The following is a 20,654-nucleotide window of genomic DNA, read 5'->3' as shown; positions in this document are numbered from 1 at the left end:
TTGGTATGTCACGGAGAGAAGGTTTATTCTACCTTCATGGCAAAAGAGAACACTCTCTGGTCTCAGATCATCACCTTCGATAAAACAAAAATGGAAGCCTGGGTTGGCTTTCGGAGTGCGCTCGGTGTGGCACTTTCAATGGTGCTTGGTAGTTTCCTGTCGTCACCGGCAGCAGGATTGTCGATTGCAATCGGTGCGCTGAACGTTTGCTTCTCGGATAAATCGGATTCGTATTCAACTCGCGGCAAGCGCATGCTGACAGCATCGCTGTTTTCGGCGTTGGCCGTCTTCATGGGCGCGGTGTCGGCGAACAACTCCGTGCTTTTTCTTGTCATGCTTGTGGTGATTGCCTTTTTCTGCGCGATGCTCGTGGTCGTTGATAATGTCGCCGCGGATATCGGTGTGGTCGTTGTGGCGACTTACTTGATTTTCTCTGCACAAGGACTCACTCCTTTGGTTGCTTTAGAACTCAGTGCCTATGCATTTTTCGGCGGTTGCCTTCAGGCGTTTATCAGTGTGGCTCTATGGCCAATACGAAAGTACAAACCCGAGCGCAGGGCTTTGAGCAATCTGTATTTACAAATTGCCATGCTTGCTGTCAGCAGTGATGAAACGACGAGTGCGCCGGCAGGAAGTGCCCAGTCGATCGAAACTCAGGCGCAACTGGCCGCTTTGGCCGGGGATACCGATCCGGAAGCGCGCCGCTATCGCTCATTGCTTAGCCAAGCAGAGCGTGTTCGCGTGACGGTGATTTCTTTGAATCGCTTGGGGCGCAGGCTGACCCGTGACGGCAAGTCCCATGGCAGTGCCGTATTACTTAACGAGGCCCTCGGGTTTGCCTCGCAGCTTTTAAAGGCCGTTGCTGAAGTCATCAATTTCGGGCCGGTTCGTGGTGTTGGGCCGAAGTACATCGCCGAAATTCAAGCTCGCATCGACAAAATCGGCGAACAAAAGAATCTTGAGCAGAGCCCGTTTTTTACCGCCGTTTTAAATGACCTGACTTATCAGCTTGAAGCGATGGCCGGGCAGTTGCGCGCGATTGTTGAACTGACTGAAAAGACCACGCCCCAAGGGATGGAGGCTGCGGCAAAGAAAGAATCACAGAAGCCGATTCATCTGCGTTACTGGAGTGGTCTGGCCGCTATTCGCGCCAATATGACTTTTCAATCTCCGGGATTCCGTCACGCGGTTCGCTTGGCAGTGTGTATGATTTTAGGGGAGATGCTCAGTCACACGCTGAAGATTCCACGTCCTTATTGGCTGCCGATGACGATTGCGGTGGTGTTAAAGCCGGACTATGCTTCGACAGTCACTCGCAGTTTCTTGCGTGTTGGTGGGACTTTGATCGGCCTTGTGATTTCGACCTTTTTATTTCACTACTTGCCGGCAGGTCCGGTCTCGGCCGTTGTGTTGATTTTTATTTTTACTTTCCTGATCCGTTGGGCGGGGTCGAGCAACTACGGTGTGTTTGCGATGTGTGTATCGGGCTTTGTGGTGGTGCTCTTGGCGTTGACGGGCGTGGCGCCCAAAGATGTGATTTGGTCCCGTGGGATTAACACTCTGCTCGGCGGGGCAGTGGCTTTGATAGTGTACTGGCTGTGGCCGACCTCTGAGAACTTGCAACTCCGTGAAGTGATCGCGCGGATGCTGGAAGGCTATCGTGATTATCTTCATGCGGTGGTTTATCGGGACCAAGCGCCACTGGAAGTGGATCGCATTCGTCAGCAGTCACGTGTGACACGGGCCAACTTTTTGGCAGCCTCTGGGCGGTTTACCGTCGAACGCCGCGCGGATGTGGAAGACATCCAGGTCCTGAGCGCCATGACGGTCGCCGCAAACCGATTTGCCCATGGCTCGATGTCACTTGAGGCCGCGAATCTCAGTGCGTTGTCAGAAGAGCAGCGAAAAGCATTTTTGATTTTTTCTGAACACGTCGAAAAAACCTTGAGCTTGCAAGCAGAAGCCCTGCGTGGCCGTGATATTCCACACAGTGAGTTTCCGGATATCCGGGCGGCCTATGTTGCGTTAGCAAAGACAGACGGATCGGAAGCGGCGGAAGCCTACGGCAGCATCTTTTTTGAAGCTGATCGTATGACGAATAGTCTTAATACTTTGACGGAATACGTACTTAAATATCTCCGTCGAAAGCGTCGCCAACTGCTGCACGCCGACAATTAAGCCATCTTGTGTTTTGTTAGTAATCGGGCCAAGATCTTTCAATATATTTATTGAAAGGATACCGTATGAAATACTTGGCCCTATTAACGTCCCTTCTAGGTGGTTTTCTTATGCTCGAATCCGTTCATGCCGCAGAACTCAAAGTGAATGATCCAGCTCCTCTCTTTGTTGCAAAAACTCATGAAGGCAAAGACTTCGATCTGAAGTCGCGCAAAGGTCAATGGACCGTTCTGTATTTCTATCCAAAAGCGGGGACTCCGGGCTGCACCAAACAAGCCTGCGCCTTCCGCGATAATATCGAAAAAATTCGTGCGCAAGGCGCCGATGTCTATGGCATCAGTGCGGACACCGTTGCCGAGCAAGCGGAGTTTCATAAAACTCATCACTTGAATTTCAACCTGCTGGCAGATCCGGATGATCACGTGATTGATCTTTACGGTACAAAGATGGCAGCCATGAAGATGTCAAAGCGCTGGACTTACATTGTTGATCCAGACTTGAAAATCCGCTCGATCCAGAAAGACGTGGATCCCGTGGTCGATTCGGAAAAAATTGCCGGCGAGATTTCTAAGTTGAAGGCTAAAAAATAGCGCGTATTCTATGCGAGATCCCACGAAGCGACGCTTAGGAATAGTCCTTACTGGCGGTGGTGCCCGGGCGGCCTACCAAGTGGGGGTCTTGCGTGCGATCTCGGCGATTACGAATTTCGAAACAAATCCATTTCGTGTGATCTCCGGCTATTCGGCCGGAGCAATTAACGGGACTTGGCTTGCCGGCCGGACTGAAAATTTCGAGCGGGCTGTGCAAAGTATGTGGGATGAATGGGCTGGCCTGACCACAGAAAAAGTTTTTAATACTGAAATTCCCAATGTGGTCTCCATGGCTTTGCGATGGATTAAAGACCGCAGTCTGGGCGGCGTTCACCAAAATCACAAGCAGATCAACTATCTTTTAGATACAGCCCCCTTGCAGAAGTTCATCGAGTCTAAGATTAACTATCACGGTTTGCGCGAGCACTTGAGAACGGGCGCCTTGCATGCTCTGTCGGTGACCACCGTCAATTATCAGACAGGCCAATCGGTGACGTTCTATGGTGGCAATGGGAGCATCGAGGATTGGAAAACTCTGAACCGGATTAGTGTGCGGGCAGAATTGAAGGCGGAGCATGTGATTGCCTCGTCATCGATTCCGATCTTTTTTCCGCCGAAAAAAATCGGTGAATATCACTATGGCGACGGCATGGTGCGCTTGAATTCGCCTCTGAGTGCTGCGGTTCGAATGGGTGCCGAGAAATTGCTCGTGATCGGGATTCGCGGTCCGAGTGCCGAGTCGACCAATGAAAATCAGCATGTCGGTCACGTGACTATCGGAGAGATCGCCGGAACTATTTTGAATGGTCTTTTTTTCGATGCTCTGGATGCGGATCTGGCGCGGCTAGCGCGGATCAACCGGACCGTGTCCCTGATGAGTGAGGAAGAGTTGGGTCGGGGCAAGGATCACCTCCGAAATATTCCAGTGTTGGTGATGAAGCCCACCGTGGAAATTGGTCAAATGTCCGAGGTTGGATTGTCGCAACTTCCGGCAACATTGCGATTTCTGCTAAAGGGCATTGGACTTAAGGAAGATCGTGGTACTGATTTATTGAGTTATCTCTCTTTTGAGCCCCAGTACATCAGAACGCTTCTGGAGGCCGGCTACGAAGATACGATGAAAAGAAAAGACGAAATCATCGATTTTTTCTCCTAGGCTCCGATTTTTTCTCCTCAGCCGGGGCTGTCCAGCCTAAAGGCCACTGGACGAAGACCACGTCTTCGATCTCGGGAATGATGAAAAAGATCACTCCGTCTCTGAGTGATGCAGAAGCCGCCAAAAGAACTGTTATCCTCTTGTTGTACGGTCGGTAAAACCTTAAAGAAAATCGCATTCTGCCGATAAGTATTTATGCGCAAAATACTGATCACTTCGCTTTTGGTTGTTTCGGCCTGTGCCAGCAAAGAACGTCGTCCGGCGGCGGTTCCCGTCTTGATCCCCGCATCTGATGGAGCGGTGGAGTTAGACCAAGCACTCCAGCAAGGTGCCACACCGACAGTGGCCTATTTGAAAACGCAAGTGACAGCAAAAAGTTATGACGGCTTGAATGGCCGTGATCCTGCGGCGCAATTGCCGACAGCGATTCGTGCCGAGCGTATCACGCAGGCGATTCCTAAAGATCGCAATGTTCTGACAGCGTTTATTCGTAAATTCCGTGAATGGACTCCGGCGCGCCGTGCGCACTATGCAACGCAATTGCAGGGTGAGAACTTCCATTGTGGTCAAGCGGTGGAAGCTCAAGCCATGGCGATGACTTTGGAAATCGATTTCCCAGAAGAAGGGGCGATGGCGTCTTCGCAAGCGTTGCATGAAAAAGGCTTGGTGTGCCAGGCGTTCTCGCGCCAGGAAAGCCTGTTTAAACTGGCCGTCTTTGCGATTCAAAAAGGTGATTGTAATAAAGCGACGGAATATCTTGGTAAATTTCCTGATACGGTCGAGCGTGGTGTGAGTGATCGTTTGAATTACTTGCGCAGTTTCTGCTCGGGTGGTGCGGCGAATGTGGCAGAGCGCAATCCGTGGGGCGGCTACGGGATTTTGCTCGGCGATGCCAAAAATGTAGAGCGTGGCAGTTATCGCTGGACTCTCGGTACGAAGAGCGGATCTGAAGACTGGGACCGATTGCTGGCGTCGTTTGTCGAGCTCTATGAAAAGAACCAGCCGGAGACGATTCAGTATCTGGCAAGCAAAATCAATTACGATAAATTGCGCGCTTTGCCTGTGCCGTTTCAGACTTCGATGCTGGTGATGATGAATTTTGCTGGGGCCGATCTGCCGGTATTCCAAACGCTGCATAAATTCCTCGGCGAACATCCTGAGATGGCGACTCCGGCAGTGGCCAATCTGCTTTTCCCGGTTCGTTACTGGAATCAAATTTTAGAAAACAGCAAAAACACGGACCCGGTTCTGGTGAAAGCTTTGATCCGTCAGGAAAGTGCGTTTAATCCGATGGCTCGTAGTCGTGCGAGGGCAGCGGGTTTAATGCAGCTGATTTATCCGACTGCGAAGAACTTCGGCGTGAAGAAGCAGAAGGATCTCGTTGATCCGAATGTGAATATTCATGCAGGCTCTGAGTTCCTCGCTCAGCTGATTAATGACTTCGGTTCTGTAGAACTCGCCTTAGCGGCTTATAATGCCGGTCCCGCGGCGGTTCGCCAGTGGCAGAAGCGCTATCAAACGAAAAACATCGATCTCTTCGTAGAGATGATTCCTTACACTGAGACCCGCGAGTACGTGCGCCTAGTGCGCCGTAATTATAAGGTCTATCAGGCGATCTTGCCGAAGCCGACAGCCGGCGCTCAGACTTTGTCTGGAATGTAGCACCTCCGTGCCCCAATTCGTCAGTGTCTCATTTTGATCTAGGCCGCTTGGGATTTATTTAATCTCAACCGGTCCGTGGCTTGCATTCTTGTTCAGTCATCTAACAGGAGTGCTTATGAGAACATCTTTTAAATTCTTATTACCTGTCGCTTTATTGCTTCTTTCTGGATGCGCAGAAATGGTTAAAAAAGACTATAGACCCACTCGCGGCGGGACCGTTCGCTATAGCACTGCTTGGTTCATGGGTGATAAAAATCGCGCGAAGGCCGTTGAAGAGATGAATGCTTATTGCAGCCCAGGCCGTCCTCAATTGATGGGCGAAAACTCTCAGCGTGAATTCACCGGACAAACTTATTCAAACTCGAATGTCTCTAATAACCACATTTCGACTTCATCTACACAGTCGCAAGAACAATACGTCTACATGCACTTCAAATGTAGCAAGGGCAGAACGACTGTTGCTCGCTAAGAATTTCTTCATCTTTGATACCGTTCCCTCTCCGAGGCCACTCTGTAGGGAACGGGCAAAAGTGTTGTCCGTTGATAACACTTTTGGGTTTCGTGTCTAATTGCTATTCAATGAATTCTCGGGAGCACCCCTTAAATTGAAGGCCATCGTGGCGACCTCTTTGCTTGGTAAGTCGCAAGCTTTATATGGAAGTGAGGTTCCCGATGAATTTGAAGTTCAATTTTGCCATTTTTTCTGTGCTGACTCTGCTGACCGCAGTCCAACCCGTGGAGGCCCGTAATAAAAGTGCCAACACCTGTGTCACTGTTGGTAGCGACTGCTATCAAGAGACTTACACGGTGCCTGTCGGCAGTTCGAGTCCTATGGATATCCTTTTCGTTGTCGATACATCGGATTCAATGACTGATGAACTTGGCAGAATAAAAACCGGCATTTCTCAACTGATGAATTCTCTGCCTGTGGGTGCCGATATTAATGTCGGTGTGATGCTGGCCCATGGAAGTCTTTCTACTCAGTCCGGAGCGATGTTTAAAGCCACGGGCGAACCAGCTGTTTTGAAATCAAAAATGCTGACTTCATCACAGATGAACACATTCATGAATCATAAGCTGAGCTCTTTGCCTCAGGATGCCAACGCAGGCGGTGGTGAAGAGGGAATGTTTTCTTTATTTAACGGCATAACGACTCCGGGACTTCTCGCGGCTTCGCAAGCTGATGGCATGTTCCGCGCAGAAGCTTCTTTGACCGTGATCTTCGTTGCCGATCAACGAGATATTTGTGCGATCACACCTGCAGGAGTTCCTGCAGAGACCGATCCTGCAAAACTTGCGGCACGTATTCGTGACTGTGAAGGTTTGACGGCTCAAGGTCTTACAAGTCGTTTAAAGACTCTTAAAGGGGCGCAGTCTTTAGCTGTGTCTGGAATTATTCATGCTCAAGCTCCGGCACCGTCGGCTGATGGCGATGAAATCGGTTATGGTTATACAGATATGATTTCACTCAGCAAGGGCACGGCGATTGATTTGGATAAGAGCCAGATCGGTGCTTCGTTGCAGAAACTCGTGTTGGGTGAAGGCTCGAGTGCGAATGCGGCATTTACTTTGACTCATGATGGAGTCGATCCGTCTTCTGTGAAAGTAACAGTGAATGGAATGGAAGTTCCTTTCGTGTTGTCAGGCCAAACTGTGACGATTCAACAGAATATTCCGGCCGGCGCAACAGTTGTGATTAACTACTGCGTGAATAAGTCGGATCTTTCTGGCAAAGCGAAAAAGCTTGCAGCGATCATGACGATGGCTTGTCCGATCTACAATAAGAGTTATCCGCAGCCTTACGTTGCGCCAACGGCGGCTGAGATTTGGACACATTTAACTTCGTGTACACCTGAGCGCTATCCAGAGACGCCGACGACAACAGCTCAGCAGAAGACTTTGGATCAGTTGTTAAACACTCAAGATCCTTCGTTGCGAGTGAAGATGTTCAAACGACTTTGGTACACTCCGGAATTCTCGGATCATTTCGAATTCTACTTTGGGCTTGAGATCAAAGAGGCCGTGCAATTGTTCTGTTTGAACAATCCGTACTTGCCAGAAATGTTAGTGACCTCAGAGTATGCCAAAGTTCTTTATGATCATCTCGATAGCTGGAAAGCCAATCCAGCAGCGCAAAAGCGCTGGAACTTCGTCCAGGGAATTCGCAAGCAAATACGTTCGTGCGTGAATCAGTAGTCTATTTTTCGGTCGTTCCCTCTTTACGTTTGTAAAACAGGGAACGATAAAAAATTTATGAGGATGGAAGCATTTTTCCTGCGTGCTACGATATAAAGATGAATTTGTTGAACGTAGTACTGTGGCTGGAAAGCGCTCTCGCCGCAACAATTCCCTTCGCATTTTGGAAAGGCCCCACTCCAACACCGATCGTGTGTGTGAATAAGGTTCTACTAACAAACGGAACCACTTGGACCATCCCGGGAGGCTGGCTCACCAATTTTCAAGTAGAGATGATCGGCGCTGGCGGAGCCGGCGGCGTCGGAACTTCCGGTGAAGGCGGCGGCGGTGGCGGCGGTGGGGCTTACATAAAAATAATGGGCGCAAGCCTTTCTGGAACCATCACATACCAAATTGGTATTGGTGGGGACCCTACGGCTTCAAAGCGTGATACCTGCATATTCAATTGTGCAATCATGGTTGCAAAAGGTGGCGCCAATGGCACATCGACCGCAGGGGGCGCTGGCGGTTCTGATACAGCTTCATTACCATCAACAAGTTCTGTGAGATACAAAGGCGGAAAAGGGGCCGGCCAAGGAGTCTTCTGGATGGGCGGAGGCGGCGGCGGTGCCGGTGGTCCCACGGGTGCCGGGGGTGATGGTACGACGGGGGGAATCAGCACGGGTGGTGCGGGCGGAGCCGGCGGTGGTGGCGGCGGAGCTGGTGGTACGGCAGGGCCTGGCTCAGGAACTGGCAATGGCGGAGCCGGTGGCAATGGTTCTAATATTGATGTTTCACTCGTCTTCGGTAGTGGTGGCGGCGGCGGCGGTGGCGGCGACGGAGCGGCGACAGCTAACGGAATCGGCGGCAACGGCGGTAACTACGGCGGTGGTGGTGGCGGCGGATTTAAAACGCCGGCTAGTGCTGCCGGCAATGGGGCGATTTTTATTTGTAACTACTAAAAACTGGCCCCTTTAAATGTTGATGGCAAGAGTCTTGCTCTTGCCATTCTTCATGCATCCCCAGTGTGTTTATTGTACATCTCAACTAAAAGATCCGTCCGACTCTCCGAAATCGGTCGTCTGTTTCGGCCACTTTACCCGCAAAAGTGATCTTAAACGCCTGCAGCGCTACCGATGCCTTGATTGCAAGAAAACGTTTTCTGAAGCAAAGCTGAGCCGCTGTTATTACCAAAAAAAGCGTCATTTAAACGGACCTCTTTACGAACTCTACGTGAGTGGTCTCTCGCAGCGACGGCTTGCTAAGGTTCTTCGTGTAAATCGCAAAACCATTGTGAGAAAGTTTTTGTTCATAGGACTATTTGCTTATGATTATCTACTTTTACAAAATAGAAAATTCCCCAAAGCCACCTCGGTGCAATTTGATGACCTAGAGACCTTTGAACATTCAAAGTGTAAGCCAGTATCTGTAATTATGGCGGTTGAAGAACACTCGCGAAGGATCTTGGGATTTAGAGTCGCAAAAATGCCAGCAAAGGGTTTACTCGCCAAAGTCTCTCGTAAAAAATATGGGGCGAGAAAAGATGAAAGACCTCAAGCAAGGCACGAGCTTTTTAGTGAATTAAAAGAGTTCGCTGAGGGAGATGCACTTTTTCAGTCTGACCAGAATCCTCATTACGGAGGGGATCTTAAATCTCACTTTCCTATGAGTAAACATGTCACATATAAAGGACGTCGAGGCTGCGTCGTGGGCCAGGGCGAACTTAAAGCCGGAGGCTTTGATCCACTATTTAGCCTTAATCATTCCTTTGCCATGGCCCGAGCGAATATGAATCGGTTATTTCGTAGGACTTGGTGTACGACGAAAAAGCCTGAGAGATTATCTCTGCATTTTGCGCTCTATGCGCTTTATCACAATTTAAGTCTTATAAATAAAATCCGAACTATTTAAAATGCCTGGATGGCCGTCAGGAAGCGGAGATCGAGGCAGTGCCTCGATGAGCTGCGCTGCCCTTCGGGTATCAGGATATAGGAAGACCTTCGGAGCTAGTAGTTTTCCATCAACATTTAAAGGGGCCAGTTTTTTTAGTCTAAGAACTGCACGCCGATTTGAATTAGTGAAGGCTCAAGCTCTTTACCCCAAACAATCTTGCAGGGAAGAACGCCGATGCGACCGACCGAGACTTTGATTTTCTGTCCTGGAGTGAGTGTCTGACTGGTGTTGATCACCAAAGAACAACCGGTGTAGGACTCATTGCGGATGAGGGCAACGGCTGTCGGAGAAAAATCTTTTCCCTCGAAATTAAAATCAATCAATGCGTGGTCTAAAGGATCTGGCTGAAAGCGAATAGATCTTGTCGTCATGGATTTATGTTAGCGCGTCCCACTGAGAGCGAAAAGAAAATTTCTGCTAGGACTTGTTCGAGCCTGCGTCTTCGTCGGAACTGAGCGCTTTGTTTAGTACAGTCTTAAGGTCGAGTTTCTTCAGTGCATCCAGGGCTAAATCCCAGCGGCCTTCGGCGCAGAGGCCACTCATGCCGCCGTCTTCATAAGCCTCCATCAAAGCAGAGCGAGCGGCTTCGAGAACGGCTTTGCCGGCTTTGTCCGCCATCTCATCGCAGCGGACACAGTTCAGTACGTGACCCAAGCGGCTATTCCGTCCTTCGAGTGTCAGGACCCAAGGTCTTTCCATCCACGGGGGATCATGGCGCATGTGTTGGTTGTGACCGCATTCAAGCTCCGCCACCCAGTGATTTTCAACATCGACATGAAAGCCTGTGATTTTTTGTTTCATAATATTTCTACTTCTCAGTCTTCACGTTGTTTGAAATTTCAATAAGATTTAAATCGGAATCGCGAAAATAGATCGATAAAATGGGGCCGGTCGCGCCGGTTCTTTCAACCGGGCCTTCGATGATTTTAATGCCTTGAGATTCGAGATGTTTTTGCGCTTCGTGAACCGGAGTCGTTGTAATAAAACACAAATCCGCAGAGCCGGGTGTGGGGCGCTCTGCTTTTGGTTCAAATTCTTTGCCGGCTTGGTGGAGGTTTATCTTTTGCTGTCCGAAAGAAAGCGCTTTGCGTGTGCCTTTAAAGGTAACGACTTCCATCCCGAGAGCTTTTTGATAAAACTCACAGGTGGCGTCGATATCTTTCACCGTTAAAACAAGATGATCTAGGCGATCAATTTTCATTCTTCAATGATAGCGCGCCCGTTGGGGGATGTACAAGTCACTAGGCTTCAGGGATGGACACGCGGCGTGCTTTCACGGCCGCGGATGTCTTCTGGAATCCTGTAACCCATTCAGTTCCATAATAAACAAGTGCGCTGAGTGGAAAAAGCAAGCCAACAAAAGCTGTCAACGGCCAGCCTCCACGGGAGAACGCCCAGGCGCCGAAGTAAGAGCCCATCGCGCCGCCGATGAAGATGGTGGCGATATAAAGACCGTTCATGCGGCTACGGTATTTTGCTCTGAGTGAGAAGATCGCACGCTGGCCAAGAACCAAGTTTGCCGTCACACCTGCATCCAGCAGGATCGCCGCAATCACCAAGAGTGCTAGGGCCGTCATGGATCCGGGCTCAAACAGACGAGTCAGTAAAAAGGCGACGATCCCGCCGATCATCGCAAGGGCGGTGACGCTTCGGCTGAAGCCACGATCGGCATAGCGGCCCGCAAATGGCGCGGCGATCGCGCCAGAAACTCCGGCGAGTGCAAAGAGCGCAATGGCCGTTTGTGAAAGATGAAACTCAGGGCCCGAAAGCAGCAACGGCGTTGCGGTCCAGAACAGGCAGAACGCTCCGAACATGCAAGCCTGATAAATCGCGCGACGGCGAAGCACCGGCGTGCGCACTAAGAGATGTCCCATCGAGGCAATCAACGCCGAGTAGCTTTGGGCTCCGGAGTTCGGGTGACGCTCGGGCAAGAACTTATAAAGAGCCACTCCGAGGGCTGTCATAAACGCCGCCGATAAGAAAAACACCGCATGCCAACTTAATAAATCCGTCAGCAAACTTGCAATCGGGCGCGACAGCATGATTCCGAGCATAAGGCCGCTCATGAGATTACCAACAATACGACCACGCGCATGTTCTGGCGCCAAGTGAGCCGCATAGGGGACGATGATTTGCACCGAGGAGGCGCCGAGGCCCACGGCAAAGGCCGCTGCAAAATAGGGAATGAGCTGAGTCGCAACGCCCAGTGAAAGAATCGCGAGAATCCCAAGCCCTAGCATACTGAGAATAAGCTTACGGTTTTCAACCAAGTCACCGAGGGGAACAATAAAGAGGACGCCGAGTCCGTAACCTATTTGTGTGAGCGTGACAACGAGTCCCGCCATCGCCGGGTCGAGATTCAGTGATTTTGCGATCAGGGCGACGAGTGGCTGGGCATAGTAGAGGTTGGCGGCAATCGTGCCGACCGCAGCGCCCAGAAGAAGTGTTAAGCCAGAAGAAAGATTTTTAGCGTGAGCAGGAGAGTGAGAGTGTGCCACATTGAGCCTTTCAGCTTGTTAGACAAGCATCGAACAATAAAAACTTAATCCCGGGCTTGAAAAAGGGCAAGAAGATTGTTAGATATTTATCTAACAATGGAAACTATTAGTCATCCGAACTTAAAAAGTATTACTTTGGAACAGGTCCTGAAAGCTCTCGGCGATCCTGTGCGTATCTCTATTGTAAAGCAGCTACTGACCGCCCCTGACGAAGAGAAAGCCTGCGGCACCTTCGACTATACAATTACCAAAGCGACCTTCTCGCATCACCTGCAAATCCTGCGGGAGGCCGGCGTTATTCGGACTCGGCAGGAGGGCACCCGCCGTATGACTTCGCTCCGAACCACGGAGCTCAAAAAGAGATTTCCGGGCTTGCTCGAGCTGGTTGTTTCTACCAAGTAGAGCGTACAGAATTCTTGTTTCATTTTTGGACAGGACGCACTCGTCGCTTTACCGATAAACACTTTCTTGGTGCAATAGTGAAGGACCTCAGCAGGAGCACTCATTGAAATACACACTACTTATTGCCTTAAGTTTAGGCTTATCGGCCTGTTCGCTTTTTACGCCTAAAAGAGCCGCGGAAGTGGTGCCGAGCTGCTTTAGCGACGGCGAAGACCAGACAAAAATTTGTAAGGCTCAGCGGGTGAATGATGACTCGAGAATCGTCGTCACTCGTTGTATTGGTACACAGAACCGTGAAGCCAATCCTGTGCTGCGCGGAAAGTGCGTTGAAAAAATCTGCTCTGAGGGCTCCAACACTGATTGCTCAGTCAAGGGCGATATTCGCGTGCTTGAGCAATATGCCGAACTCGTGACTTCAAATATGTTTGCGGACGGGGACTCGGCACCGTCTCCTAAGAGACACTCGGCAAAGGAAAAGAAATTAAAAACAAAAGCTGCAAAATCCGCTGCGAATGTCGCGACTCCAGCTCCAGCCGCCGCGCCTGCTGCGGTCGCAGCGGCTGATTCGACGGCATCTGCGAGTGAAGTGGACACGGATCCTTCTGCGGTTTTGCCACCACTGCCTGAGAAAAAGGTGGTTGTAGAAGCCACTCCGACTCCGGTACCAAAGTTCACCGAGGAAGAAGCCGCAGCCCCGGCTATGTCGATTGCCTTAAAACCGGCAAAACCATCTAAGAAGAAAGTCACGGCACCATCTGCGGCAGCTCGTGCCATTGCGAGCGTTAAAGGCGACGAAGGATTTAAAAAAGTCTGTGTTGCGAAAAACGATTCCTCTGCGCCCGAAATCCTTCGCGGCAAGTGCGCGACCCGCAGCTGCAGTAGCAGCGGTAAGTGCAGCTATAAAGGCCGTAAAGAGATGTTCGATTATGTGGCCCGAAGCGAAGCCGGCTAACAGCGAAGCCGGGTATTCGCGGAACAGTCTAAAATCCTTACTATTTGACAAGATCTTTAGAGGCATGGATGAAGAACCATGCTTCTTGATCTCAATTATCGCACAATTCTCCAGACAGAATTTAAAAGGCGTCAGGCAAAGAACTCAGCATATTCTTTGCGCGCTTTCGCCCGTGATCTGGGACTTTCCAGCACACATCTCAGTGACATCTTAAGAGCGAAAAGCCAGCTATCTACCGATCGCGCGGCGACTCTCGTTGAAAAGCTTGATCTCAAGGGCAACGACAGCGAACTCTTTCTAGATTTGGTTGAAATCGAGTGTGCGGGAACCGGGCCGGCAAAGCGTCTGGCTGAAAATCGTCTTAAAACCCGTTTCGCCAATGTGAAGGTGCTGAAGCCTGAACAATTGAATCTGCTTTCGGAATGGCATTATCTACCGCTGATGGAGCTTCTGTCGACGCGCTTGAAAGATCACTCGGCGCTTACCTTGGGTCGGCGTCTGGGCATGTCGAGAGTGAAAATCGGCGAAGCGCTCGAGTTTTTACTGAACAAAGGATTCATTACGCGAAACGAAGACCGCTATGAAGTGGTTGCAAACCACACGGCGGCCCAGGATATTCCGTCCGCGACCATCCGCCAACACTACAGAACCGTCCTAGAACAGGCAGCGGAGGCCATCGAGGATCAAGAGCTGAATCAGCGTGAGTTTTCAGTCGTCACCATGGCGTTGAGTAAAAAGAAAATCGCCCTGGCGAAAGAGCGCATCCGTCATTTCCGCCGTCAGCTAGCGGAAGAACTCGGTGCTGATGATGACAAAGATGCGGTCTATACGCTCTCGGTTTGTTTTTTCGAAAACACAAAGGATAGGCAATGAAGTACTTCTTTTTCCTCGGGGTTTTCTTGGCGACGATGAACGGCTGGAGCTGGCAAGAACTGCCGAACGCCGGCGGCGGTATCAAAGCCAACGGTGGATATCTGACGTTTTACTCTGCAAAGGTGCCGGTGGTGCCGACCGAGTTAATGGCTGCGGAGATTCCGGGGATGAAGTACCTTACAGATCAGATTATGAGTTGGCCGATGTCGGCGAAAAATCGCTATCACATGCTTTCGCTGGTCTATCCGACTCAGATGCGTAGTTACTATAAGTTGGATCAGAGCAAACTGAGCGCGGAGCAACTCAGTACTTTATTAAAAGAATATTCTCATTTAGCAGGTGTGCCGGAGTCGTCGCTGGTGCTTTTTGCGGTGACAAGCCCGAGCCAGCAGATCACGGCGCTTTTTCCGACTTTCTATGAACTCAAGAAAGAAACCGAGCAAGCAGCGCTTTTGTTGCATGAAGCTTCGTGGATCGGAGTTTCGCAGCTCTATTCCGATGTTGTGCGCTTCGAGATGGCGGCCCAGGCCTATTTTGAACACGCCGAAAATCCGGATAACTATTACCGCTTCTTTAGTGCCTTTGACCGTGTTTTTAAAACCGGCGGAATGGAGGACACTCTTTTGCCGGCGAGTTTGCGCTTTGACTTGAAGTCAGGTCAGCTCCAAGGTCAGATGCTGTTAAAAGATATCTTGGGACGGGATTATCTGCAGTGTCTCAGTCATGATAAAAGTCGTCGTTTGTCAGAGATTCAATCGGCCTGTAATCCCGCGCTTGCCATGGAGATATTAAAAATATCCCAGGCAAAATCTCAGAGCCTTTTCTTTCGTGCTTTTGCGGAAAGGCCGTTGATTATAACCTCGGTCCCTCCGGTGATTTTCTCAACGGACACTGATTTTGATATCAGCTGGAATAAAGTGGATATCGACGATGTCTATGTTGATTTCACGAAAGAGCGCGGCGAGTATTCTATGAGCTTCCCCCTTCGTTCGAAGAAATCAAAAGCACTTTTGGGTTATGTCGGATTTTAGATCTGCGTGTTTAAGATGCATTGTTAAGAGATCTAAATATCGAAGATGACTTAGCACAAATTTACGGATGTTTTATCACAGAATGTCCGTGAAAATTTGCGTCCCCTGAAATTTTCCCACAAGCTCTCCTAAATTTTTTAAAAAAGGAGAGAGTATGAAATTCACGACAGGTTTTTTCGGATTTATCACAGCAACGGCTTTGGCATTCTCAGCGCACGCGGCAACGCCACCAGCACCTCCAGCGACACCCCTTAGCGATGCAGAGGTCCTCGGTCTCTTGGCAACAGCGAACGACGCTGAAATCAATGCCGGTCAAGTGGCAATCACAAAAGGTCAAAAACAAGAAGTTAAAGACTTCGGCCTTAAGATGGTCACCGATCACACGGCTAATAATCTGAAAATCAAAGAGACGGAAGTAAAAAGTTCTATCGCCCGCGCTGACAGCGATGCGAGCCGTGAACTTAAAAAGAACGCCGATGCAGCGATCGATAATTTAAAAAATGCCAAAGATGCGGACTTTGACAAATCATACATTGACGGTCAGGTGATGATGCACCAAGAGTTGCTGACAAGCCTCGATACGTCTTTGATTCCTAATGCACAAAATGCAGATGTTAAAGCTTATCTGACTGACACACGCGCCGCTGTGGAAAGTCACCTCAAAGAGGCTCAAGCGATCCAAGCCTCTTTGAATCAGCCATAGTCCGCGAAATCAGCTTCAGTAAACAACCAACAACACCTGGCGCCCGCAGTGTCTTCGCGAAGAAGTTACTGCGGGCGTTTTTCCTTGTGGAATATGTGATTAATATAAAAGCATTCCGATGTAATTTTGTCTTAAAACATATTGCCGCAAAGTGAGTTTGTGAAAACCTATGGAGCCAGGAGGCTCCATGTTGCGGTTTCAAAGAGCACTTGCGGGAATTTTTGTTGGCCTTGTTTCGGCCATCGCTATTGCAAAACCTATTGAGAGTTTACAGCAGAAAGCAGTGGATGCTGCTCTCTGGGGATATCCGATGGTCGCCATGGACTTTGTCCGCCAAGCCTATTTCCGTGACGCCCACGCAAAATACAATGATCTTGTCTATCTGCCGTTGGATGCTAAGAACCAAATGACGACTCCGAACTCGAGCGTGCTGATTTTGTACGTGAATTATAATACCAAGAACGGTCCTGTGGTCGTCGAAATTCCCGAATCAAAAGATGCTGAAATTTTTGGATCTATTAATAACGCCTGGCAAACGCCGATGGAGGATGTTGATCTCGATGGCGCCAAGTATTTAATTTTACCACCAGGTTATAATAAGCCCCTACCAAAGGGTTATGTGGTTGTGAAGCCAGAGACCTTTAATAGCTACTCGCTCTTTCGCGTTATTCCTGATCCGTTGGCCATCGAAGTCACGGCCAAAGAGTTTCAGCAGGCGATGGATCTTTCGGCCAAAATCAAAGTCTATCCCTTGAGCCAAGCGAAGAAGCCGCCCATGAACAGGTTTATCGATCTTCGTAAGAAAAATTTTAATGCTTTGGTTTCGTTTGATCGAAACTTCTTTACGAGTCTTGCGCGAATGTTTGCCGAAGAGCCTTCATTGGCACAAGATGCGGAAATGGCAAAAGCCTTCAAAGCGATCGGCATTGAGAAGGGAAGAAAATTTAATCCTGATCGGCAAACGGGGATCTTGATCGCGGCGATGAAAGAAGTTCATCAGCATCTGCAAGATAGCTCTGCGGGTGCGTTGGTCCCTTGGTTTAAGAATTCACACTGGGGGCTGAATGAAAGCCTTATCGCGGGAAGTAAAAGCCGTTTTAGTTTTAAAACCGAAAAGACTTTCGATTACCGCGCGCGAGCCGTTGCATTCTTTTTGGTTTTTGCGCCACCGGCAACACTCGGCGAGAAAGCTTTATACCTTGAAGCATTCAAAGACGCACAGGGAATGGTTCTGCGTGGAGAGCAGAATTATTCTTTACGGATTCCTGCTGAAGTTCCGTCTGAGATTTTTTGGGCTCTGAATGTCTATGATTTACAGACGGGCGGCTTTTTTGAAAATTCACCTAAAGTGGGAATAGATTCTTATCAAAAAATAAAAGCCAATGACGATGGTACTATCGATGTCGTCTTTGGCCCGCATGAGCCTAAGGACAAAAAGGCGAATTGGATTTATACCCGACCGGGAAAAACTTGGTTCGCTCTTTTCAGGCTTTACGGCCCTGAAAAGCCGGTGCTGATGCAGGCATGGCCCATGCCGGATATTCAGAAGCAACCCTTGCAGAAGCTGAGTAAAATGTAGCTTCTGCGTTATCACGATAATAGATGATTTTAAGTTTAAAAAATCATAGCGTTTATTCATAGCTTCATCTGAGGGGACTGTTGAATGAAACGCTGGTTGATGTGTTTGGTATTGGGATCTTCTGTTGCCCATGCGAATTTAGATTTAATGCAAAGCTCGCCGTCATTAAATTGGCACTCGATTGAAAATCAGTCTGTTCGTTTGATTTATCCCGACTATCTTCAGGCAGAATCTATCTATATTGCCAATCTGGTGGAGCATTACTCTCAGTTTGTTGGACAGACTTACGGTATTCAGCAGCCAAAGTTATTTAATCTTATACTCCGTCCCGAGATGGCACTGCCGAACGGCTATGTGACATTGGCGCCGCGACGAAGTGAATGGTATGCATCTTCGATCTTTTTCCCGTACGTTGGCGCCACGGAGTGGTATCAAACTCTGTCGATTCATGAATACCGTCACGTTAATCAGTTCGATTACTTTAACCGCAACGGCACTCGATATTTTTATTATTTTATGGGAGATATGGGGGAAGTCGTCGCGGTCTTCTTGTCGCTCCCGTCGTGGTACATGGAAGGGGACGCCGTTTGGGCTGAAACCAAGTACACGGATGCCGGCCGGGGACGCTCACCCAGATTTATGGCGCGTTTAAAGGCCTTGGTATTGAGCGACCGCGTTCCGTCTTATGATGAATTTCTGAACGGCACTTATAAAACGGATCTGCCGAATCAGTATGTCTACGGCTATGCTTTGATTTCATATGCAACTCAGAAGTATGGCGATGATATTTGGCAACGAGTGATTGCCGATGTCGCGCGCTTTCCAAATCCGTTTCGCTTGTACAGCTCTTTCGAGCGGGTGACGGGGCAGAGCTTTGAAGCCTTTTATGGCGAAGCCATGTTTGATCTTCGTCAAAAATGGTCGGCGGACATGCCGCCGGGGCAGGAGCCGGTGGAGTATCGCGATAACGTATCGCCTTATAAACAGGGGAATAAGCTTTATTACATTCACCAGGATTTAGACTCTTCGCCGGCCCTGATGAAAGAGGAAAATGGTGTATCAGAAAAACTGACAGAGCTTGTTTACAGCAAAGACTTTATGTCGATGGCATATGGCCCGAGGCATGCCGTGACGACGGAGTTTTTACCTGACGCCCGCTATGCGCACAAAAGCAGTTCTGATTTGCTTCTCATCAATCTTAAGAATGGCCAGAAAAGTAAAATCACCTCCGGGCAAAGACTTTATAATCCTAGCTTCAACGCGACTGAAAACAAAATCATTGCAACAGATTTTCGCGAAGACCAATCGTGGAATATCTCCGAGTACGATCTTCAAGGAAATCTTTTACAGACGTTCTCGCTGCCGGATATGAAGGTGGCAGAGGCGCGCTACTTAGATGACGAACACGCGGTCGCCATTGTCTCGACAAAAACCGGTTATAAATCCATCGTCGAAGTAAGCCTTAAAGATAAAAAAATCGGGAAGACCTTTCTGCAGGGGAGCCGCAACCTGCTTTATGGAATTTTCGTAGACGGAAATAGAAATCTTTTCTTCGAAGCTCAGTACAAAGGTCAAAATGAAATCTTCCGTCTCGGTGAGAATGGCGTTGCCCGTTGCACGCGTTCGAAGCTGAGTTCCTTTACGCCCTCTACAGATGGGAAAGAAGTTTTTTATAGCGAAATGGATTTTTATGGGACAAAGATCATGTCAGCGCCGCTTGCGGCCTGCGAGTCCCTACCTGCAACAGAGTTGGTGGATTTCAATTATCTTGGTAACGGCCCGTCGGATAATTACAATAAGTTCCCATTGCAGAAATTTCCCGAGCAATTGGCACTGTATACAAAAAACGCCGATAAGTATCAGCCGAAACCTTACGGTGATTTGGACCGCCAGCTTTTCATCCCCCATTCCTGGGGATTCTTGTTGGGCCGTGGTGGCAGCCTCGGAGTCCAAACAGATAACTACTTGCGGACGCTGAGCCTTGGCGCCGGTGTTGGTTCAAGTCCTGAAGAAAAAGGCTCAGTTGTCGATTTTAGTTTTGATTTTAAAAAATACTATCCGCTGTTTTCTGTGCAAGCTGAAGAGCGAAAACGCAACGTTAAAGACTTCGATACGGAAGATAAAACACAGTGGAAGGAAGACACTGCGGGCCTTTTAATGGTGATTCCATACCAGTACAAAAGCGGACTTTATAATTTTGCGGTGAGCTTATCAGGATCCGGTGCTTACACCAATACCAAGGACTACAAATTCAACGAGGCTGAACTTTCCGGCAGCAATTATTTTTATAAAACTTCAAGCAGCCTTACTTTGGCGTGGAGCAAAGACCCGAATGCGCGATCCATTCAAGCGCCCTGGGCAGTGGCCTATTTGGCAAAGTACGACAATGCCGAGCAGCCGTCAAAATCGGTGCTGTCTTCATACAGGCTTTTCCAAACGGCGATTCTTGAGACCCGGGGGTTTTTCAAGCACGATGGTTTCAAGCTGAGTTATGATCAACAGAAGCAGGGCGCCACGGGATATAGGTTTCTGCCGGAGCAAGAAAACGCCGCCGGTTATGTTTTCTCGCGCGGTTATGACTATGAAGATGTGCCGGGCTACCAAAAGTACTCGGTGAATTACACATTTCCGGTTAGCTACGACAATTTCAATATTCCACAGTGGTATTACTTGCTCCGCGCCTATGGAAATATCTTTTATGATTCAACCTCTGTGAACGGCGCACTCGAAAATAAAACTCTCAATAGCTATGGGGCGGAGCTTTTATTGGAATCGAAAATCCTGCGCTTCCTGCCTTTGACTGTGGGGCTTCGCTCCGTCAAACGTCTTTTAGATAACGAAAACCGTTTTGAAGTGTTTGTGGGCTCTTCATTGGGGTTGTAAGCGTTTGGCAAGTATAGGA

At 49.2% G+C, this 20,654-nt stretch carries 19 protein-coding genes; 15 read left to right on the top strand and 4 right to left on the bottom strand.

Features of this window, described 5'->3' with window-relative positions:
• Positions 1 to 36: 36 nt before the first annotated feature.
• From JSU04_11685 to JSU04_11650, 8 genes are all read left to right on the top strand, one after another.
• Positions 37 to 2,178 carry an FUSC family protein gene (locus tag JSU04_11685; protein ID MBS1970963.1) on the top strand — a complete coding sequence of 714 codons (2,142 nt, stop codon included), beginning with the start codon at positions 37 to 39 and terminating at the stop codon, positions 2,176 to 2,178.
• A 110-nt stretch (positions 2,179 to 2,288) separates the two neighbouring features.
• Complete coding sequence (locus JSU04_11680; protein MBS1970962.1) at positions 2,289 to 2,768, top strand: peroxiredoxin; 480 nt, start codon at positions 2,289 to 2,291, stop codon at positions 2,766 to 2,768.
• 10 nt (positions 2,769 to 2,778) lie between these two features.
• Positions 2,779 to 3,924 carry a patatin-like phospholipase family protein gene (locus JSU04_11675; GenBank protein MBS1970961.1) on the top strand — a complete coding sequence of 382 codons (1,146 nt, stop codon included), beginning with the start codon at positions 2,779 to 2,781 and terminating at the stop codon, positions 3,922 to 3,924.
• 195 nt (positions 3,925 to 4,119) lie between these two features.
• Positions 4,120 to 5,586, top strand: a complete 1,467-nt coding sequence (locus JSU04_11670; GenBank protein ID MBS1970960.1) for a lytic transglycosylase domain-containing protein — start codon at positions 4,120 to 4,122, stop codon at positions 5,584 to 5,586.
• A gap of 115 nt (positions 5,587 to 5,701) precedes the next feature.
• Positions 5,702 to 6,055: a hypothetical protein gene (locus JSU04_11665; protein ID MBS1970959.1), complete on the top strand. Its 354-nt coding sequence runs from the start codon at positions 5,702 to 5,704 to the stop codon at positions 6,053 to 6,055.
• 203 nt (positions 6,056 to 6,258) lie between these two features.
• On the top strand, positions 6,259 to 7,782 hold the full coding sequence (locus tag JSU04_11660; GenBank protein MBS1970958.1) for a hypothetical protein: 1,524 nt from the start codon (positions 6,259 to 6,261) through the stop codon (positions 7,780 to 7,782).
• Between the two features lie 98 nt (positions 7,783 to 7,880).
• Positions 7,881 to 8,723: a hypothetical protein gene (locus JSU04_11655; protein ID MBS1970957.1), complete on the top strand. Its 843-nt coding sequence runs from the start codon at positions 7,881 to 7,883 to the stop codon at positions 8,721 to 8,723.
• A 52-nt stretch (positions 8,724 to 8,775) separates the two neighbouring features.
• Positions 8,776 to 9,672: an IS1 family transposase gene (locus tag JSU04_11650; protein ID MBS1970956.1), complete on the top strand. Its 897-nt coding sequence runs from the start codon at positions 8,776 to 8,778 to the stop codon at positions 9,670 to 9,672.
• A 134-nt stretch (positions 9,673 to 9,806) separates the two neighbouring features.
• Here the strand turns inward: JSU04_11650 and JSU04_11645 are convergent, their stop codons facing one another.
• From JSU04_11645 to JSU04_11630, 4 genes are read right to left on the bottom strand one after another with little or no spacing between them, the layout of a single operon-like run.
• Positions 9,807 to 10,085: a hypothetical protein gene (locus JSU04_11645; protein MBS1970955.1), complete on the bottom strand. Its 279-nt coding sequence runs from the start codon at positions 10,083 to 10,085 to the stop codon at positions 9,807 to 9,809.
• Between the two features lie 46 nt (positions 10,086 to 10,131).
• Positions 10,132 to 10,515, bottom strand: coding sequence for a DUF3565 domain-containing protein (locus tag JSU04_11640; GenBank protein MBS1970954.1), 384 nt, complete (start codon positions 10,513 to 10,515; stop codon positions 10,132 to 10,134).
• Between the two features lie 7 nt (positions 10,516 to 10,522).
• Complete coding sequence (locus JSU04_11635; protein MBS1970953.1) at positions 10,523 to 10,915, bottom strand: VOC family protein; 393 nt, start codon at positions 10,913 to 10,915, stop codon at positions 10,523 to 10,525.
• Between the two features lie 40 nt (positions 10,916 to 10,955).
• Entirely contained in the window at positions 10,956 to 12,212 is a 1,257-nt protein-coding gene (locus tag JSU04_11630) for an MFS transporter (GenBank protein ID MBS1970952.1), read from the bottom strand.
• Positions 12,213 to 12,308: 96 nt separating this feature from the next.
• Here JSU04_11630 and JSU04_11625 point away from each other — a divergent pair, with 96 nt between their 5' ends.
• From JSU04_11625 to JSU04_11595, 7 genes are all read left to right on the top strand, one after another.
• Complete coding sequence (locus JSU04_11625; protein MBS1970951.1) at positions 12,309 to 12,614, top strand: helix-turn-helix transcriptional regulator; 306 nt, start codon at positions 12,309 to 12,311, stop codon at positions 12,612 to 12,614.
• 103 nt (positions 12,615 to 12,717) lie between these two features.
• The gene (locus JSU04_11620) at positions 12,718 to 13,566 is read left to right on the top strand and encodes a hypothetical protein (GenBank protein ID MBS1970950.1); all 849 of its coding nucleotides are present in this window, start codon (positions 12,718 to 12,720) and stop codon (positions 13,564 to 13,566) included.
• A gap of 78 nt (positions 13,567 to 13,644) precedes the next feature.
• Positions 13,645 to 14,439 carry a TIGR02147 family protein gene (locus JSU04_11615; GenBank protein ID MBS1970949.1) on the top strand — a complete coding sequence of 265 codons (795 nt, stop codon included), beginning with the start codon at positions 13,645 to 13,647 and terminating at the stop codon, positions 14,437 to 14,439.
• Positions 14,436 to 15,470: a hypothetical protein gene (locus tag JSU04_11610; GenBank protein ID MBS1970948.1), complete on the top strand. Its 1,035-nt coding sequence runs from the start codon at positions 14,436 to 14,438 to the stop codon at positions 15,468 to 15,470. The genes JSU04_11615 and JSU04_11610 overlap by 4 nt, the downstream gene beginning before the upstream one ends.
• Before the next feature lie 154 nt (positions 15,471 to 15,624).
• Positions 15,625 to 16,173: a DUF4142 domain-containing protein gene (locus JSU04_11605; GenBank protein ID MBS1970947.1), complete on the top strand. Its 549-nt coding sequence runs from the start codon at positions 15,625 to 15,627 to the stop codon at positions 16,171 to 16,173.
• Positions 16,174 to 16,360: 187 nt separating this feature from the next.
• On the top strand, positions 16,361 to 17,752 hold the full coding sequence (locus tag JSU04_11600; GenBank protein MBS1970946.1) for a DUF1254 domain-containing protein: 1,392 nt from the start codon (positions 16,361 to 16,363) through the stop codon (positions 17,750 to 17,752).
• Positions 17,753 to 17,836: 84 nt separating this feature from the next.
• On the top strand, positions 17,837 to 20,635 hold the full coding sequence (locus JSU04_11595; protein ID MBS1970945.1) for a hypothetical protein: 2,799 nt from the start codon (positions 17,837 to 17,839) through the stop codon (positions 20,633 to 20,635).
• Positions 20,636 to 20,654 lie beyond the last annotated feature (19 nt).

Source organism: Bdellovibrionales bacterium, from assembly GCA_018266295.1.
In the GTDB taxonomy this organism is placed as follows: Bacteria; Bdellovibrionota; Bdellovibrionia; order Bdellovibrionales; family Bdellovibrionaceae; genus JACMRP01.
The sequence above is the reverse complement of the archived record's forward strand: the minus strand, read 5'-3'. Positions and strand labels throughout refer to the sequence as shown.

Bases quoted from the DNA above. Each gene is read 5' to 3' on its own strand.
- JSU04_11685 (MBS1970963.1), top strand. From the start codon at position 37: ATGGCAAAAGAGAACACTCTCTGGTCTCAGATCATCACCTTCGATAAA.
- JSU04_11680 (MBS1970962.1), top strand. From the start codon at position 2,289: ATGCTCGAATCCGTTCATGCCGCAGAACTCAAAGTGAATGATCCAGCT.
- JSU04_11675 (MBS1970961.1), top strand. From the start codon at position 2,779: ATGCGAGATCCCACGAAGCGACGCTTAGGAATAGTCCTTACTGGCGGT.
- JSU04_11670 (MBS1970960.1), top strand. From the start codon at position 4,120: ATGCGCAAAATACTGATCACTTCGCTTTTGGTTGTTTCGGCCTGTGCC.
- JSU04_11665 (MBS1970959.1), top strand. From the start codon at position 5,702: ATGAGAACATCTTTTAAATTCTTATTACCTGTCGCTTTATTGCTTCTT.
- JSU04_11660 (MBS1970958.1), top strand. From the start codon at position 6,259: ATGAATTTGAAGTTCAATTTTGCCATTTTTTCTGTGCTGACTCTGCTG.
- JSU04_11655 (MBS1970957.1), top strand. From the start codon at position 7,881: ATGAATTTGTTGAACGTAGTACTGTGGCTGGAAAGCGCTCTCGCCGCA.
- JSU04_11650 (MBS1970956.1), top strand. From the start codon at position 8,776: ATGCATCCCCAGTGTGTTTATTGTACATCTCAACTAAAAGATCCGTCC.
- JSU04_11645 (MBS1970955.1), bottom strand. From the start codon at position 10,085: ATGACGACAAGATCTATTCGCTTTCAGCCAGATCCTTTAGACCACGCA.
- JSU04_11640 (MBS1970954.1), bottom strand. From the start codon at position 10,515: ATGAAACAAAAAATCACAGGCTTTCATGTCGATGTTGAAAATCACTGG.
- JSU04_11635 (MBS1970953.1), bottom strand. From the start codon at position 10,915: ATGAAAATTGATCGCCTAGATCATCTTGTTTTAACGGTGAAAGATATC.
- JSU04_11625 (MBS1970951.1), top strand. From the start codon at position 12,309: ATGGAAACTATTAGTCATCCGAACTTAAAAAGTATTACTTTGGAACAG.
- JSU04_11615 (MBS1970949.1), top strand. From the start codon at position 13,645: ATGCTTCTTGATCTCAATTATCGCACAATTCTCCAGACAGAATTTAAA.
- JSU04_11610 (MBS1970948.1), top strand. From the start codon at position 14,436: ATGAAGTACTTCTTTTTCCTCGGGGTTTTCTTGGCGACGATGAACGGC.
- JSU04_11605 (MBS1970947.1), top strand. From the start codon at position 15,625: ATGAAATTCACGACAGGTTTTTTCGGATTTATCACAGCAACGGCTTTG.
- JSU04_11600 (MBS1970946.1), top strand. From the start codon at position 16,361: ATGTTGCGGTTTCAAAGAGCACTTGCGGGAATTTTTGTTGGCCTTGTT.
- JSU04_11595 (MBS1970945.1), top strand. From the start codon at position 17,837: ATGAAACGCTGGTTGATGTGTTTGGTATTGGGATCTTCTGTTGCCCAT.